This window comes from Caballeronia choica, assembly GCF_001544535.1.
GTDB lineage: Bacteria > Pseudomonadota > Gammaproteobacteria > Burkholderiales > Burkholderiaceae > Caballeronia > Caballeronia choica.
In genome coordinates this window covers 13321-30393 of record NZ_FCON02000041.1, presented here as the reverse complement: position 1 = coordinate 30393, position 17073 = coordinate 13321, and the positions used below count along the sequence as shown (strand labels likewise).

The following is a 17073-nucleotide window of genomic DNA, read 5'->3' as shown; positions in this document are numbered from 1 at the left end:
CGATACACGGCGCTTTCGGACGGCGCTGATGGAAAGGCCGAAATTATACCGCTTCGGGATGTTTCCCCGCGCTTGCCCGCCTCGTGTGTCGTCAGCGCGTTCAAGACAGCGAGGCCCCGGAAGGGGCCTCGCCTGGCGTCGCCTCATGACGATCGCATTCCTCTTCATGGTGACACGGGTTGCCATGTCGGGTCGGGATCGAAGGCACGCAGCGCGGCGGCGACTGTCGCCGTCGAGGGCCCGAGGTTCTTCTGATAAACCTGACCGTCCTGATTGACGATGAAGCTCATCACGCCCGTCTTGCCATAGTCCGCCGGCCACGCGACGAGAGCGAAACCCTTGGTCATCTCGCCGCCGCTCACGTAGCTCTGCGCGCCGCCTTTCGCGTGCGAACCCTGCCCGGTGAGGATCTTGTAGTGATAGCCGTGATAGGCATCGGCGGGCAGCGTGTGGTTCGGCATCGTGGCCGCAAGCGGGCCGAGCGGACTTTCCGGCTCGCCGGGCGCGCTGTCCCAATACAGGCCGTCGTGCTTGCCGGGCGTGCTGACGAACAACTGCGCATAGCGCTGCGTCTGCTTGTGATAGTCCTGCTGGGCGTCGACGTAACCGAGCGCGGCGAGCATCGCTGAGCGCTCGTCGCGGCCGATGCGCCGGGTCAGGATCTCGTCGCGCGCGGCGGGCAGGTTGAACTGCCAGCCTTTCGACACCTGACTGAGCGGGATCGGCAGCGTCCAGCCGCTTTCGCCGACTTCGATGTGCGCGCTCGCATGGCCGCCGAGCGGGGCGGCATCGTTGACGACCTTGTGGTGCTTCGCCCAGGCGCCGAGGAAATCGTAGATATCCTGCTCGCCGATGTTGTCGGTCGGGATGAAGCGGTTGAAGTCGTTGCCGAGCACATGGCGCAGTGCGGCGTGGTCGCTGGTGGCGAGGGCGTCGAACAGTGCGTCGGCCGCTGCGTCGGGGCTCGGATAGACGGTCTGCGCATGGGCTGCGGGCGTCATGAAAAGCGCACCGGTGGCACCGAGCGCGGCGAGCGACGCGACGATGCGTGCGCGCAGTTTCTTCGATGTGGCGTGTACGGATGTGTGATTCATCACAGGGCTCCTGAATCGGGTTGTGCGTAGGCTTGACGTCTGGGAATCGGAATCGGGCGTGCTCACCGACGGTGCATGCCGCCGCCGTGTCCGCCACCATGTCCGCCACCACCGAATCCGCCTCCGCCGCCTCCGCCTCCGCCGCCTCCGCCTCCGCCGCGCTGTACGCCTCCGCCTCCACCGCCGCGTTGTGCGCCGCCACCGCCGGCGCCGAATCCGCCACCTCCGCCACCGCCGTGCTGCATGGCGCCGCCTCCGCCGCCTCCGTGTTGCATGCCGCCACCGCCGCCGCCACGATTCGCGAGTTGCTCGCGGCTCGCCTGGCCGCGCTGCGCGTCGCGCCGCGCGGTGTCGCCGTCGCCGGCGCCGCGCAGTGCGTTGTCGCGATTCACGCCCTGGGCGCGCTGCTGCACGTCGCCGCGATTCGCGCCGGATAACCCGCCGCCGCCTCCGCCCGCGCGGTTGCCGCCCTGCTTGATGTCCTGCACGCGTTGGCTAGCGGGACCGTTCACGTCCTGGCCGGTGCGCGTTTGCAGCGTCTGCCGTGCCTGGGCGCGCGGATCGTCGCGGCCGCGGTACTGATTGGCCTGAGCGCGATTGCCGCTGCCGATGTTCCCCGTGTTCAGGTTGTTCTGCCGGTTGCTCGCGTTGACGTTGTTGCGGTTGAACTGCGGGTTGTTGCGGTTCCAGTTCGTGGTGCCGCCGTTCGCGGTGATGCGATTGTTGACGTTGATGTTGTTATAGCGATTGACGTTCACGTTGACGTCGTGGTTGTTCCAGTTGAAGCCGCCCCACAACGCATTGGTGACGGCGATCCCCGCGCCGAACGCGATGCCCGCCGCGAAGCCGGACGCGATCGCATAGCCGGGCGGCGGCGGCACATAGACGGGCGGATACGCCGGATAGGGCCAGGTGCCGTAGACGACCGTCGGGTTATAGGTCGGCACGTAGACGACTTGCGTGCTGGTCGGCTGGATCTGGATCGTGCTCTGCTCGACGATCACCTTCTGCTGCTCGTTCGACTTCAGGTTGCCCGCCGATTGCGCCGCGCGCCGCAGACGCTGCACGGAATCCATCACGTCGTTCGGCTGCGCGATGAACGCGTTGCCGAGTTGCGTCATCCAGTCGGGCTTCGATGCCATCGTCGCGAGCACCTGCGGGAACGCGACCAGCGATTGCACGCTCGGGTCCCATGGCTCGGACGCGACGGCCTTCACGGCGTCATCGCCCTTCATGTTCGTGTGCGAGCTCGACCATGAGGCAGCGGCGGTTACGTCCGACGGGTAAGTGGACGCCATCAGCACCTGGGCGAGCAGGGCGTCGGGGTAAAGCGCGACGGGCGCCGTCAACGAGTCGAGCTGCTCGTTCGAAAGCTTCGCCGCGGCGGGTGCGCTGGTCTGCGCCTGCGCCTGCGCGTGAGCGGACGGTGCATGGAGCGCGAGCAACGGCCCCGCAACGAGCGCCGCGCACAGCACGAGCATGCGTGAGGTCGGGTGGGCATCGAGCACGCGATGCGCCGATGAGTGTGTCCGGTTTCGATTCACGGTCGGGTCCTCGAGGCCGTCGCGCGTGGCGACAGCCGGTGTCGTGCCGCTTGGGTGGGTGTCGCCGGGAACGTGGCGAGGCTGCCGTGCGGCGGGAAAATCGGAAAGGGGAAGGGAGGCGGGAAGAGGAGTATGACGCGAGCGGAGTGTCGAAACCGCGCGCGTAAGGTGCACGAGGTGCGCGAGGTGCGCAGTAACGAGACTGAGAGAATGCCGGCCGATCAGGACCGGAAAGGCAGTTGAACCGCTGGCATGCGGATGGAGCACGTTGCTTCGCGCCTGACTGCGCATGATCCTGTTCCTGTGGTTTCGATTCGGCCAAATTAAGGGCCGGACACACATCATGTCAACGCGAAGCAGAAATATCACGATTCCGAAAATGGGGAAACCAGGAAAACGGGAGAGGGTCGATGCGGGGGCGGGAGAGGCTGAAACCTGAAGCGCGCCGGACATCGTCGGTCCGGCGCGCATGTGATGGGGCTTGCGGCTTGAAGCGGCTTACTGCTGGGGCTTGTTCGACAGCGCGAGTCTCAGCAAATCGGCGACCGTGTTGACGCTCAGCTTCTCCATGATGTTCGCGCGATGCGCTTCCACCGTCTTGATGCTGATGCCGAGGTCGTCGGCGATCTGCTTGTTCAGGCGCCCCGCGATGATCCGCTCGAGCACCTGGTGCTCGAGCGCCGTCAGCTTGCCGAGGCGCTCGGCCGCCGCGCGCTGCTGCTGGACGCTCGTGCTCTCGCTGCGCGCCTTGTCGAGCATGCGCTCGACGAGCTTGCGCAACTCCGCTTCGTCGAACGGCTTTTCGATGAAATCCATCGCGCCTTTTTTCATCGTCGAGACGGCCATCGGCACGTCGCCGTGCCCCGTCACGAAGATGATCGGAAGCAGCGAGTTCTCGGTGATCAGGCGCTCCTGCAACTCGAGTCCGGTCATGCCGGACATGCGCACGTCGAGGATCAGGCAGGAAATCGCGCCGGAATGCGCGATCGGCAGGTAGACATCGAGAAACGTCTCCGCGCTCGCGAAGCACTGCACGCGATAGCCGTTGGCTTCGAGCAGCCAGCGCAAAGAATCACGCACGGCTTCGTCATCGTCGACGACAAAGACGGTTTCCTGAGTGGTGACTGGACTGCTCATAGCTCTCCCGTAACGGTTTGTTGTCTGGTTTGTTCACTGTGAGTGTCCGGCCCGCCGTTGCTCGGGCTGTTGGACTCTCCAATAGGCAGACTGCAATGGAACGTGGCGCCCGTGACGTGGCCGTCGGCTTCGACGTTGTTGACCACCCACAGGCGTCCGCGATGCGATTCGATGATCGAACGGCAAATGTTCAGCCCCATGCCCATGCCATCGGACTTGGTGCTGTAAAACGGCTCGAAGAGGCGCTCGGCCGTGGCTTCGTCGACGCCCGGACCCTGGTCCACGACGCTGATGCACACGAAACCACCGTCGACGCGCTGCACGACCACGCGAATCACCGGATCGACTGCGTTCGGTTTCGCATCATGCATCGCTTCGGCCGCGTTTTTCAACAGGTTGACGAGCACCTGCTCGATCAGGACCGGATCGACCTGGATCACCGGCATGCGCGCGCGGATCTCCGTCACGATGCGGATCTTGCGCTTTCTCGCTTCAATTTCGGCGAGACCGACCGCATCGGCGACGATGTCGGCGACGCGCGCCGGCTGCCGTTTCGGTTCGCTGCGCTTCACGAATTCGCGGATGCGCTTGATGATCATGCCCGCGCGCACGGCCTGCTGCGCGGTTTTCTCGAGCACGGGCAGCAGGTTTTCCTGCGACATCCGGCCCGACTTGACCATCGCGACGCAGCCCGAGCAGTAGTTGTTGATCGCGGCGAGCGGCTGGTTCAACTCGTGCGCGAGCGACGACGCCATTTCGCCCATCGTCATCAGGCGGCTCGTGAACTGGAGCTTCTCTTCCTGCTGATGGGCGAGTTCCTGCGCCTGCTTGCGTTGCGTGATGTCGGTGGCGATCTGCATCTGCGCGAGATGGCCGTCGACCCACTGGATATATTGGCGCCGCACTTCGAACCACTTCTGGATGCCTTCGACATAGACTTCCTGCGCGTCCGCCGAACTCTCCGTGAGCGCGGTGGCGGGCAGGCCCGCATAGGTATCCACCATGTCGATGGTGTCGGACGATGTCTGTGCGCCGTCGAACCCGGCGCCCGCGAGTTGCAGGTGTCCATCGGGCCGGATGCCGAACAGGTGCCGGTAATAGCGGTTCGCGAAGAGCAGTTCGGCTTCGTCGGCGGCGAGCACGGAGACGGCCGCGTCGAGGCTTTCGAGCACGGTGGTGAAGCGCTCGTGCGCGGCGGCGAGTTCCTCGCGCGCGCGTTTGGGCTCGGTGATGTCCGTCATCGACGACATCCAGCCGGTCTGCCGGCCGGAACTGTCGATGAGCGGCGACACATATAGCCGCGCGTGGAAGAACGAGCCGTCCTTGCGGCGCACGCGCAATTCGAACCCGGACGAGGGCGCCTTGCCGCGCAGGGTCATGTCGAGTTGCCGCTGCATCTCGGGATACGCGTCGCGCGGCCAGTACGGAAACGGCTTGATCCTGCCGACGAGATCGCTTTCGTCCCAGCCCGTCATCCGGCAGAACGCCGGATTCACGTGCGTGATGCGGCCGTGCATGTCGAGCACGCGCATGCCGATCAGCACCGAGTTTTCCATCGCGCGGCGGAAGAACGCCTCGGCGTAGAGCGCCTGCTGCGCTTCAAAACGCTGGCGCGTGTGCTTCCAGAGGCTCCACAAGCTCCACAGCACGAAACACGACAGCCCGGCCACGAGCCACACGAGCGTGTTGTTCGTGAAGTTCGTGAGCTGCGGGTACGAGTAGACGCGCACCGACACGCCTTGTCCCGGCGGATCGAGCGGCAGGTCGTAGAACATGTCGCGCGGCAGGCGCGGACGGCTCGACGTGGTGGCGAGTTCGCGGTTGTTGAGATCGGTGATCGAGATCTTGTATTTCGCCGACAACTCGCTCGGAATGTCGTGCTTCAGGATCCCTTCGATCGAAAACACCGCCGCGATCGAGCCGAGGAATTCGCGGTCGCGAAATACCGGCGTCTGCAACGTGATGTAGCCGTTGCCGAGATCGTCGTAGAGCAGCGGGGAATAAATCTGGCGGCGCGTCGTGCGGGCTTCGTCGAACGATGCCTGCACGGCTTCGTCCATCTGCGTGTCGTTGGGCTTGGCGAGGCGCGAACCCAGCACCGGCAACGGCGTGTTCGGCCAGCGCGGCTTGTGCTCGCTCGTGTACCAGTTCATGTACAGGATCTCGGGATGACCCTGCATGATGTCGGCGGAGGAGGTCTGAAACGTCTGCGGATCGCCATGCCCGCTGACGATATCGCGAGCGAGCGCCTGAATCTGCTCTTGCGCTCCGGTCATGGAAAGGCGAATCTGCTGCTGGGCCCACGCGACGTTCCGGTATAGCGTGTCTTCCTGCTGTTGTTGTTCGCGCCGGTTCAAACTCCAGAGGATCAAACTCATCACGACCAGGAACACCAGGATCGAGATCAGCGGCGTCAGTAAATAGGAGTTCGACCACCACGGTCCGTGGTGCCAGCGAGACGGCGACGAGTCTGTCGGCTTGCGCGACGACCGCGCCGAGCGTGCGAAAAGCCGATCGGTCAACATGACGGCGATTGTAACGCAGCGTTTGATTGTTAAATGGCGTAAAAAGACGGGAAACCGCCTTCAATGGGTCGCAAGGGAGCGAAACGTCTACCAAAAAAGCCTTATCGGACGGTGCGCCGCAGCAATTTTCCGCATTATGAGATTCAGTCTCATGATTCGAAAAATTCCTTGCGTGATGGTCCGGACCCTCTTTAGAATTGCGGCACGCGGCCGGCGCCGTATGGCGCGTGATGTCTGTTCATAGAGCGTTCCTCAAATCAGGAGACGAGCATGTCCGCTGTACCCGACGAAGTTCTGAAATATGTCGCCAATCCCAAAGACGACGATCCCCAGGAAACCGCCGAGTGGCTCGAAGCGCTCGACGGCGTGATATCGGCGGTAGGTCCTGATCGCGCGCATTACCTGATCGAGAAGCAAATCGAGTTTGCCCGCGTGCACGGCCAGCATTTGCCGTTCTCCGCGAATACTCCCTACATCAACACGATTCCCGTCGCCAACCAGGCCAACATTCCCGGCGATCAGGACCTCGAACATCGCATCCGTTCGTACACGCGCTGGAACGCCATCGCGATGGTGCTGCGCGCGGGCAAGGACACGAACGTCGGCGGCCACATCGCTTCGTTCGCTTCCGCCGCCACGCTCTATGACGTCGGCTTCAACCACTTCTGGCACGCGCCATCGCCGGAACATGGCGGCGATCTCGTGTTCGTGCAGGGCCATTCGTCGCCGGGTGTCTACTCGCGTGCGTTCCTGCTCGGCCGCCTGACCGAAAAGCAACTGAACAACTTCCGCCAGGAAGTGGGCGGCGAGGGCATCTCGTCTTATCCGCACCCGTGGCTGATGCCGGACTTCTGGCAGTTCCCGACCGTCTCGATGGGCCTCGGCCCGATCATGGCGATCTATCAGGCGCGCTTCATGAAGTACATGGAAGCACGCGGCATCGTGAAGACGGCAGGCCGCAAGGTGTGGGCGTTCCTCGGCGACGGCGAAACCGACGAACCGGAATCGCTCGGCGCGATCGGCATGGCCGGCCGCGAGCGGCTCGGCAACCTCGTCTTCGTGATCAACTGCAACCTGCAGCGCCTCGACGGCCCGGTGCGCGGCAACGGCAAGATCATCCAGGAACTGGAAAGCGAATTCCGCGGCGCCGGCTGGAACGTCATCAAGGTGGTGTGGGGCAGCCGCTGGGACGCGCTCTTCGCACGCGACAAATCGGGCGCGCTGATGCGCCGGATGATGGAAGTCGTCGACGGCGAGTACCAGACGTACAAGTCGGAGTCGGGCGCGTTCGTTCGCGAGCACTTCTTCAATTCGCCGGAACTGAAGGCGCTCGTCGCCGACTGGTCCGATGAAGACATCTGGAACCTGAACCGGGGCGGCCACGATCCGCACAAGATCTACGCCGCGTACGACCAGGCGCAGAAGGCGACGGACGCGCCGACCGTCATCCTTGCCAAGACCATCAAGGGCTACGGCATGGGCGAGCACGGCCAGGCGATGAACATCACGCACCAGCAGAAGAAGCTGCCGATCGAGACGCTGAAGAAATTCCGCGACCAGTTCCGCCTGCCGATCGCCGACGACAAGATCGAGGACGTGCCGTACCTCACGTTCGAGGAAGGCTCGAAGGAACTCGAGTACATGCGTGCCCGCCGCCAGGCATTGGGCGGCTATCTGCCGACGCGCCGCGAGAAGGCGGAGTCGCTGCCGGTGCCGGACCTGTCGGCATTCGAGCCGGTGCTGAAGGGCACGGGCCCGGGCCGCGAGATCTCCACGACGATGGCGTTCGTGCGCGTGCTGAACATCCTGCTGAAGGACAAGGCGCTCGGCAAGCGCATCGTGCCGATCGTGCCGGACGAATCGCGTACCTTCGGCATGGAAGGGCTCTTCCGCCAGATCGGCATCTGGAACCAGCAAGGCCAGAAGTACATTCCGGAAGACTCCGACCAGCTGATGTTCTATCGCGAATCGGAAACCGGGCAGATCCTGCAGGAAGGCATCAACGAAGCCGGTGGCATGTGTGACTGGATCGCGGCCGCGACGTCGTACTCGACGCACGGCGAGATCATGATCCCGTTCTACATCTTCTACTCGATGTTCGGCTTCCAGCGCATCGGCGATCTGGCGTGGGCCGCGGGCGACATGCGTTCGCGCGGCTTCCTGCTCGGCGGCACGGCGGGGCGCACGACGCTGAACGGCGAAGGCCTGCAGCACGAAGACGGCCACTCGCTGCTGTGGGCGGCATCGATCCCGAACTGCGTGAGCTACGACCCGACGTTCGGCTACGAACTCGCCGTGATCATGCACGACGGCCTGCGCCGCATGGTGGCGGATCAGGAGGACGTGTACTACTACGTCACGGTGATGAACGAGAACTACGAGCATCCGGCGATTCCGGAAGGCGAGTCGGTTGCTTCGGACATCATCAAGGGCATGTACTCGTTCAGGAAGGCCGAAGCCGACAAGAAGGCGCCGCGCGTGCAACTGATGGGCGCGGGCACGATCTTCAACGAAGTCATCGCCGCCGCCGAGTTGCTCAAGAACGACTGGGGCGTCGCCGCCGACCTGTGGAGCGTGCCGAGCTTCACGGAACTGGCGCGCGAAGGCCAGGCCGTCGAACGCTACAACCTGCTGCATCCGACCGAAGAGAAGAAGGTCGCGCACGTGACCAAGCTGCTGAAGGACGCGAAGGGCCCGGTGATCGCATCGACGGACTACATCCGTGCGCTCGTCGACCAGATCCGCGCCTTCGTGCCGCAGAAGTTCGTCGTGCTCGGCACCGATGGCTTCGGCCGCTCGGACACGCGTGAAGCACTGCGCCACTTCTTCGAAGTCGATCGCTACTGGGTCACGGTCGCGGCGCTCAACGCGCTCGCGGACGAAGGCACGATCGAGCGCAAGGTCGTCGCCGAGGCTATCAAGAAGTACAGCCTCGACCCGTCGAAACCCAACCCGATGACCGTCTAAAGGCATCGCCCCCGAGCGTTGTGACGGCGCGCCCGCTCGAAGCGAGCGGGCGCGCCGTGCAAGCCAGGAGACACTAATAATGAGTCAAGCGATCGAAGTCAAAGTGCCGGACATCGGCGATTTCACGGACATCCCCGTGATCGAAGTGCTGGTGAAGGCGGGCGATGTCGTCGAGAAAGAGCAGTCGCTCGTCACGCTCGAATCCGACAAAGCCACGATGGACGTGCCCAGTTCCGCCGCGGGCACGGTCAAGGAAGTGAAGGTCAAGGTGGGCGACAACGTATCGGAAGGCACGTTGATCGTCGTGCTGGAAGGCGGCGTGAACGGGGCCGCTGCTGCTCCGGCGAAGGCCGAGGCGCCCAAGGCGCAAGAAGCCGCGCCCGCCGCGCCGGCGGCTGCGGCTCCGGCGGCCTCCGGTGGTGGCACCGTCGACGTGAAGGTGCCGGACATCGGCGACTTCAAGGACATCCCGGTCATCGAGATCGCCGTGAAGGTCGGCGACAAGGTCGAGAAGGAGCAATCGCTCGTCACGCTCGAATCCGACAAGGCGACGATGGACGTGCCGTCGCCCGCCGCGGGCACGGTCAAGGAACTGAAGGTCAAGCTCGGTGACACCGTCTCCGAAGGCACGTTGATCGTCGTGCTGGAAAGCGGCGGCGGTGCTGCCGCGGCGCCCGCGCCCAAGCAGGAAGCGCCGAAGGCCGAAGTGCCGTCGGACGCGCCCGCCAAGCCGGTACCGCAGAAGGAAGCGCCGTCGGCGCTTGCGCAGGCGCCCGTGATGCCCGCCGGCGACGGCGTGCGCACGTCGAGCCATGCATCGCCTTCGGTGCGCAAGTTCGCGCGCGACCTGGGCGTCGAGGTGTCGCGTGTGACCGGTTCCGGTCCGAAGGGCCGCATCACGCAAGGCGACATCACCGCGTTCGTCAAGGGCGTCATGACGGGCCAGGGCAAGGCACCGGCGGCAGCCGCGGCACCTGCCGGCGGTGGCGGCGGCGAGTTGGGCCTGCTGCCGTGGCCGAAGGTCGACTTCACCAAGTTCGGTCCGGTCGATCCGAAGCCGCTCTCGCGCATCAAGAAGATCTCGGGCGCGAACCTGCATCGAAACTGGGTCATGATTCCGCACGTCACGAACAACGACGAAGCGGACATCACCGAACTCGAAGCACTGCGCGTCAAGTTGAACAAGGAAAACGAAAAGGCCGGCATCAAGATCACGATGCTCGCGTTCGTCATCAAGGCGGTCGTTTCGGCCCTGAAGAAATTCCCGACGTTCAACGCGAGCCTCGACGGCGATAACCTCGTGTTCAAGCAGTACTACAACGTCGGTTTCGCGGCCGATACGCCGAACGGTCTCATGGTTCCGGTGATTCGCGATTGCGACAAGAAGGGCCTGCTCGACATCGCCAAGGAAATGGCGGACCTGTCGAAGGCAGCGCGCGACGGGAAGCTCAAGCCCGACCAGATGCAGGGCGGCTGCTTCTCGATTTCGTCGCTCGGCGGGATCGGCGGGACGAACTTCACGCCGATCATCAACGCGCCCGAAGTCGCGATTCTCGGGTTGTCGCGGGGCGCAATGAAGCCGGTCTGGGATGGCAAGCAGTTTGTCCCGCGCCTGACGCTGCCGCTTTCGCTCTCCTATGACCATCGCGTCATCGACGGGGCAGAAGCTGCGCGCTTCAACGCGTATTTGTCGGGGATTCTGGCGGATTTCCGTCGGGTGATTCTTTGATTTTTTCGCCTTGGCTGGCCGCTTCGGCGGTCAGCATCGCGTGTCATTGAACTTGCATTCGCGCCGGTCTTTCAGCGTTGCCCCTGTGCGGGGCAGGACTTGCTTTCTTTGCCTTGCCAGGGAAAGTAAGCAAAGAAAGGCGCGTCTGCCGACGGCAGAACCGATCGCCTCATTTGGCCTTCGGTTCTCTCCGCTTCATTCTTAGGGGACAACATGAGTCTCGTCGAATTAAAAGTACCCGATATCGGCGACTTCACTGACGTCGATGTCATCGAAGTCAACATCAAAGCCGGCGACGTCATCGAAAAAGAGCAGGGCGTCATCACCCTCGAAACCGACAAGGCAACCATGGAAGTGCCCAGCGACGTCGCGGGCACGATCAAGGAAGTCAAGGTCAAGGCCGGCGACAAGGTTTCGCAAGGCTCCGTCGTGGCGATGGTCGAGACGGCCGAAGCGGGCGCCGCCGCCGCTGCTCCGAAGGCCGACGCGCCGAAGGAAGCACCTGCTGCCAATGCCAACGCGGGTGCCAAGCCCGCCGCCGGCGGCGGGACGCAGGAAGTGAAGGTGCCGGATATCGGCGACTTCAGCGATATTCCCGTGATCGAAGTCCACGTGAAGCCGGGCGATACCGTCGAGAAGGAGCAGTCGCTCGTCACGCTCGAATCCGACAAGGCGACGATGGACGTGCCATCGCCCGCCGCCGGAACCGTGAAGGAATTGAAGGTGAAGGTCGGCGACAACGTGTCGGAAGGCGTCGTGATCCTGACGCTCGAAGATGCGGGAGGCGGCGCGGCTCCGGCCGAAGCCAAGCCGCAGCAGGCCGCGCCGCAAGCCGCTGCTCCGGCCGCGGCTGCGCCCGCGCCCAAAGCGGGCAGCTACTCGGGCGCCGCGGACATCGAATGCGACATGGTCGTGATCGGCGCGGGCCCCGGCGGTTATTCCGCCGCGTTCCGCTCCGCCGACCTCGGCATGAAGACGGTGCTCGTCGAACGGTATGCGACGCTCGGCGGCGTGTGCCTGAACGTCGGCTGTATTCCGTCGAAGGCGCTGCTGCACACGGCGCTCGTGCTCGACGAAGCCAAGGCGCTCGAACATCACGGCATCACGTTCGGCGCGCCGTCGGTCGACCTCGACAAACTGCGCGGCTTCAAGGAAGGCGTCGTCAAGAAGCTGACCGGCGGTCTCGCCGGGATGGCGAAGGCGCGCAAGGTGCAGGTGGTGACGGGCGTCGGCAGTTTCGTCGATCCGAATCACATGGAAGTCGAGACCGCCGACGGCAAGAAGGTCGTGAAGTTCGCAAAGGCGATCATCGCGGCCGGTTCGCAAGCGGTGAAGCTGCCGTTCATGCCGGAAGACCCGCGCGTCGTCGATTCGACCGGCGCGCTCGAACTCCGGCAGATTCCGAAGCGGATGCTGGTGGTCGGCGGCGGCATCATCGGCCTGGAAATGGCGACGGTGTACGCGGCGCTCGGCTCGCAAATCGATGTCGTCGAAATGCTTGACGGCCTGATGACGGGCGCCGACCGCGATCTCGTGAAGGTCTGGGAGAAGTACAACGCGAAGCGCTTCGCGAACGTCATGCTCAAGACCAAGACGACCAAGGCCGAAGCGAAGGACGACGGCATCTACGTCAGCTTCGAAGGCGAGAAGGCGCCGGCCGAAGCGCAGCGCTACGACCTCGTGCTGGTCGCGGTCGGGCGCAGCCCGAACGGCGGCAAGATCGGCGCGGACAAGGCGGGCGTCGCGGTTACAGATCGCGGCTTCATCAACGTCGACAAGCAGTTGCGCACCAACGTGCCGCACATCTTCGCGATCGGCGATCTCGTCGGCCAGCCGATGCTCGCACACAAGGCGGTGCACGAGGCGCACGTCGCGGCGGAAGCGGCGCACGGCGAAAAAGCGTACTTCGACGCGCTGCAGATTCCGTCGGTGGCCTACACCGATCCGGAAGTGGCGTGGGCGGGCAAGACCGAAGACGAGTGCAAGGCGCAGGGCATCAAGTACGGCAAGGCGGTGTTCCCGTGGGCCGCGTCGGGCCGCGCGATCGCCAACGGCCGCGATGAGGGCTTCACCAAGCTGATCTTCGACGAAGAAACGCATCGCGTGATCGGCGGCGGGATCGTCGGCCTGAACGCGGGCGACCTGATCAGCGAAGTGTGTCTGGCGGTCGAGATGGGCGCGGACGCGACGGATATCGGCAAGACGATCCATCCGCATCCGACGCTCGGCGAATCGATCGGCATGGCGGCCGAGCTGTACGAAGGCGTCTGTACCGATCTGCCGCCGCAGCGCAAGAAGTAAGTCGCGGCATCGGGCGGTACGAAGCAAAAGCGGCGCACCTTTTGGGGCGCCGCTTTTTTTCGAGCGTGGCGTGGCATGTCGTGCGCGTCGACGCTGTTCAGCCAGGCCTCGCGGACCGTCACGGTTGCCGCATCCAGATTCCGTTCGCGCAAACAAAAACGCCGCGCTCGAATAGAGCGCGGCGTTTTTTTCAAACCTGCCTGACTGAACGACATCCCGGCCGAAACCGGTTCTGCCGATCGGCCGCTGACCTAGCCAGCCGACCTTCGATCAGGCAAAAAGCTTAGGCAACCGACTTCTTGGCGGTGCGCGTAGCTTGTTCGGTCGCTTGCGTAGCGGCCTTCGTGGCGGCCGTAGCGGCTGCGTTGAAGTTGCTTTCAGCGATTTCGACAGCTTGCTTCGTTGCCTTGTGAACCGTTTCGTACGTGGTGTTGGCAGCGGTGATCGCCGACTTCATCACGGCGACAGCCGTTTCCGAGCCTGCCGGTGCGTTCTTCGCGACGTTGTCGACGAGCGTCTGCACCTTGCGGTTTTGCTCTTCGTACTGAGCTTCAGCAACGCGGGCGAATTCAGCTTGCGTGGCCGATGCGATTTCATACAGGTGACGGCCATACGACAGGACCTTTTCCGCGACCGGCTGGGTCAGGCTGGCTTGCAGCGCCAGCAGTTCCTGCGCGTCCTTCACCGACAATGCGCGTTGCGTGTTTTCCTGGCTTTCTGCGAGCGTCGACTTCACGACTTGCAGGTTCAGTTCAACCAGCTTTTCGATGCCTTCGAATGCCTTGTTCGTCAGGCCGAAGAGCGTGTCGAATTGAGCTTTTTGTGCGGCGGCGACTTGTTCGGGGGTCAACAGGGTCATATCACACTCCTGAAAATCGACCCAGCATCGAGCGGGTCGTGGTTTTGGTGACGGCAGCCGGAAGTCCGGCTACCGGATGAAGCAACAACGATTGGTGCGTCGCAACATGAAGCTCATTTTAGTCATATTCCTAGTCATGTCAAGCGCTTTTTGTGCGGTGCACAAAGTGGTTAATTTATTTTCTTAAACAAAGGCTTACCCGCGCTGGCCGAGGCGGTGGAATGCTCGGGGAAAACCCTGATGCACCAAGACGGGACAAGGCATACAGGACGATTCCGATGCTACGATCGGCGTCTGGAGAACATCCGCAGGCAATGATGAGAGCATTCTATAGTGACCGTTTCGTGTTGCCGCTTCCCGCCGGCCACCGATTTCCGATGCAGAAGTACCGTTTGCTGCGGGAGCGTGTGGAATCGGAGTTGCGCGACGTCGTCCTGCACGAAGCGCCTGTCGCAAGCGACGCGGAACTCACCCGCGTTCACTGCGCCGGCTACGTCGAACGGGTCGCGACGGGTGCGCTCGATGCGGGCGAGCAGCGCGAAATCGGCTTTCCGTGGTCGCGCGAAATGGTCGAGCGGTCGCGTCGTTCGGTTGGCGCGACGATCGCCGCCTGCCGCGCCGCGCTCGACGAAGGCTTCGCGGTCAATCTGGCCGGCGGCACGCATCATTCGTATGCGGCGCACGGCGCGGGATTCTGCGTCTTCAATGACGCGGCCGTCGCCGCCCGCGTGATGCAGGCCGAAGCCCGCGAGAAGGGCGCGCGCGAGCAGGTGTCGATCGTCGATCTCGACGTGCATCAGGGCAACGGCACGGCATCGATTTTTCGCGACGATCCGAGCGTGTTTACGCTCTCGCTGCACGGCGAGTCCAACTATCCGTTCTCGAAGGAAACGAGCGATCTCGATGTCGCGCTGCCCGACGGCTGCGATGACGATGCCTACGCCGACGCCTTGTCGCTCGCGCTCGAAAAGATGTTCGAGCGCTGCGACCCGGCGCTCGTCATTTACCTGGCGGGCGCCGACCCGCACGCAGGAGATCGGCTCGGGCGTCTCGCGCTGAGTTTCGACGGCCTCGCGCGCCGCGACCGTCTGGTCTTTGAAGCCGTGGCCGCGCACAATCTACCCGTCGCGATCACGATGGCCGGCGGCTATGGTCGCGACATTCACGACACGGTGGACGTCCATTTGCGGACGATCCAGCTTGCCGCTTCCGCGTGCGCGCGTCGCGCTGCGCGGCCGGACGCCACCGGCGTGCTTTTTTAGGATGTGGCCGTAAACCTAAAGTGTTCCAGGAACGTTAACATTTGGTCTTAGTCGAAACGCCCGTTGCCGTTCGGCGACAAGCGTTCCAGCCGGTCTGCGTCAACCACGATTGCACGCAGAGCGGTTCCGGACACCACAGAGTCGACATTTCTCTCAAGTTGCAGAATTAATTGCCGATAGGCATGGAAGGGCCCGCCCGACTCATGCGTCATCGGCGAAAAGTTTTCCGATTCCGATCGTTTTTGACGATCGAATGTAGAACCTTATTGGCTTTTCACAATCGAGGCTTACAACTCGGTTTAAAGAGCGCCCATAAGTGCTTAATATTGCTTAAATTTCGCAGCTTTACTACACTTGCGGTACTCTCCCGCCGCCCAGAACAGAACACTAATGAAAACCGAAATGTTTTCGCCGCTAAAGGTGATGCAAGGCGTGGCGCTACGCACCGCAATGTCGGTCGCCGTATCCATCGCGGTTGCGACATCTTTCGCGGCCATGCCCGGCGAAGCCTTCGCAAAGACCTCCACCGCGGCGTCGAAGTCCGCCGCCAAAAAAGCCAGCACGACCGAAACCGCCGCGGCCGCCGCGCCAAGGGCGAAGCCGGTCAAGGCGATCAGGGCGCCCGCGCCGGCCAAAGCCGCGAAAGTAGCGGCCGCGGACGACGACGATGATGCGCCCCGCGCTGCGCGCAAGCGCCGCGTGACCTACCGGATGGACCCGCACAGCCGCCGCAGCGCCGTTCACGCGGTCGCGTTCCAGCCGCGTACGCCGAGCGTGGGCCAGGCGTTCGGCCTGCATGAGACAGCGGACAGCCTCGCGCTGCGTTCGAGTGTCGCGTATGTCGTCGATCAGAACACGCAGGAAACGCTCTTCGACAAGAACTCGCGGGCCGTCGTGCCGATCGCGTCGATCACGAAGCTGATGACGGCGATGGTCGTCCTGGATTCACGCGAGCCGCTGACCGACGAAATCCAGGTCACCGACGAAGATCGCGACTACGAGAAGTACACCGGTTCGCGTCTGGCGGTCGGCTCGGTGCTGAACCGCGAAGACATGCTGCATATCGCGCTGATGGCATCGGAGAATCGCGCGGCGGCGGCCTTGTCGCGCTATTACCAGAACGGGCGCCCGGGCTTCATCGCCGCGATGAACGCGAAGGCGAAGTCGCTCGGCATGACCGACACGCACTTCGAAAACTCGACGGGCCTTACCAGCCTGAACGTGTCGAGCGCGCGTGACCTCGTCAAGATGGTCAACGCGGCGTATCAGTATCCGCTGATCCGCAAGTTCTCGACGGACAGCAGCTACGAGGTGTACACGGGCAAGCGCAACATCGCCTACCGAAGCACGAATGCGCTGATCCGCAACCCGACGTGGGACATTGGCCTGCAGAAGACCGGCTTCATCAACGAAGCGGGCGAGTGTCTCGTGATGCAGGCGAACATCAATGGCCGGCAGGTGGTGATGGTGCTGCTCGACTCGTCGGGCAAGTATTCGCGTTTCGCCGACGCAGGACGCCTGCGCGCATTCCTCGATACAGCCACCGAGCCGCATATTACCAGTGCTGATGCAGGTGGCGGCGCCTGATCCCTGATCTAGCTTGCTACGCATGAAAAAAGCCGGATTCATCGCAAGATGAATCCGGCTTTTCCATA

10 protein-coding genes and 1 pseudogene are annotated in these 17073 nt (G+C 63.5%); 6 read left to right on the top strand and 5 right to left on the bottom strand.

The features are described 5' to 3' along the window. Positions 1-164: 164 nt before the first annotated feature. From AWB68_RS19175 to fixL, 4 genes are all read right to left on the bottom strand, one after another. The gene (locus AWB68_RS19175) at positions 165-1094 is read right to left on the bottom strand and encodes a DUF2950 domain-containing protein (protein ID WP_087645927.1); all 930 of its coding nucleotides are present in this window, start codon (positions 1092-1094) and stop codon (positions 165-167) included. A 62-nt stretch (positions 1095-1156) separates the two neighbouring features. Next, a complete protein-coding gene (locus tag AWB68_RS19170; RefSeq protein ID WP_087645926.1) occupies positions 1157-2575 on the bottom strand; it encodes a DUF3300 domain-containing protein in 1419 nt (472 codons plus the stop codon). Between the two features lie 561 nt (positions 2576-3136). Next, a complete protein-coding gene (fixJ, locus tag AWB68_RS19165; protein ID WP_087645925.1) occupies positions 3137-3775 on the bottom strand; it encodes an oxygen response regulator transcription factor FixJ in 639 nt (212 codons plus the stop codon). Beyond that, complete coding sequence (fixL, locus tag AWB68_RS19160; RefSeq protein WP_087645924.1) at positions 3772-6300, bottom strand: oxygen sensor histidine kinase FixL; 2529 nt, start codon at positions 6298-6300, stop codon at positions 3772-3774. Before fixL ends, fixJ begins: the two co-directional genes overlap by 4 nt. Before the next feature lie 270 nt (positions 6301-6570). Between fixL and aceE the strand changes: the two genes are divergently transcribed. From aceE to lpdA, 4 genes and pseudogenes are all read left to right on the top strand, one after another. Next, positions 6571-9267, top strand: coding sequence for a pyruvate dehydrogenase (acetyl-transferring), homodimeric type (gene aceE, locus AWB68_RS19155; protein ID WP_087645923.1), 2697 nt, complete (start codon positions 6571-6573; stop codon positions 9265-9267). 79 nt (positions 9268-9346) lie between these two features. Then, positions 9347-10996, top strand: coding sequence for a dihydrolipoyllysine-residue acetyltransferase (aceF, locus tag AWB68_RS19150; protein ID WP_087645922.1), 1650 nt, complete (start codon positions 9347-9349; stop codon positions 10994-10996). Positions 10997-11209: 213 nt separating this feature from the next. Further along, a pseudogene (locus tag AWB68_RS51870) lies at positions 11210-11374 on the top strand (biotin/lipoyl-containing protein); the annotation flags it as partial. A 180-nt stretch (positions 11375-11554) separates the two neighbouring features. Beyond that, positions 11555-13297, top strand: coding sequence for a dihydrolipoyl dehydrogenase (gene lpdA / locus AWB68_RS19145; protein ID WP_374729585.1), 1743 nt, complete (start codon positions 11555-11557; stop codon positions 13295-13297). A 283-nt stretch (positions 13298-13580) separates the two neighbouring features. On the opposite strand, the gene AWB68_RS19140 is transcribed toward lpdA, so the two are convergent. Further along, positions 13581-14156: a phasin family protein gene (locus tag AWB68_RS19140; RefSeq protein WP_087645920.1), complete on the bottom strand. Its 576-nt coding sequence runs from the start codon at positions 14154-14156 to the stop codon at positions 13581-13583. Positions 14157-14473: 317 nt separating this feature from the next. Here AWB68_RS19140 and AWB68_RS19135 point away from each other — a divergent pair, with 317 nt between their 5' ends. Continuing rightward, positions 14474-15418, top strand: coding sequence for a histone deacetylase family protein (locus AWB68_RS19135; protein WP_087645949.1), 945 nt, complete (start codon positions 14474-14476; stop codon positions 15416-15418). A 390-nt stretch (positions 15419-15808) separates the two neighbouring features. After that, a complete protein-coding gene (pbpG, locus tag AWB68_RS19130) occupies positions 15809-17005 on the top strand; it encodes a D-alanyl-D-alanine endopeptidase (protein ID WP_087645919.1) in 1197 nt (398 codons plus the stop codon). Positions 17006-17073: the final 68 nt, after the last annotated feature.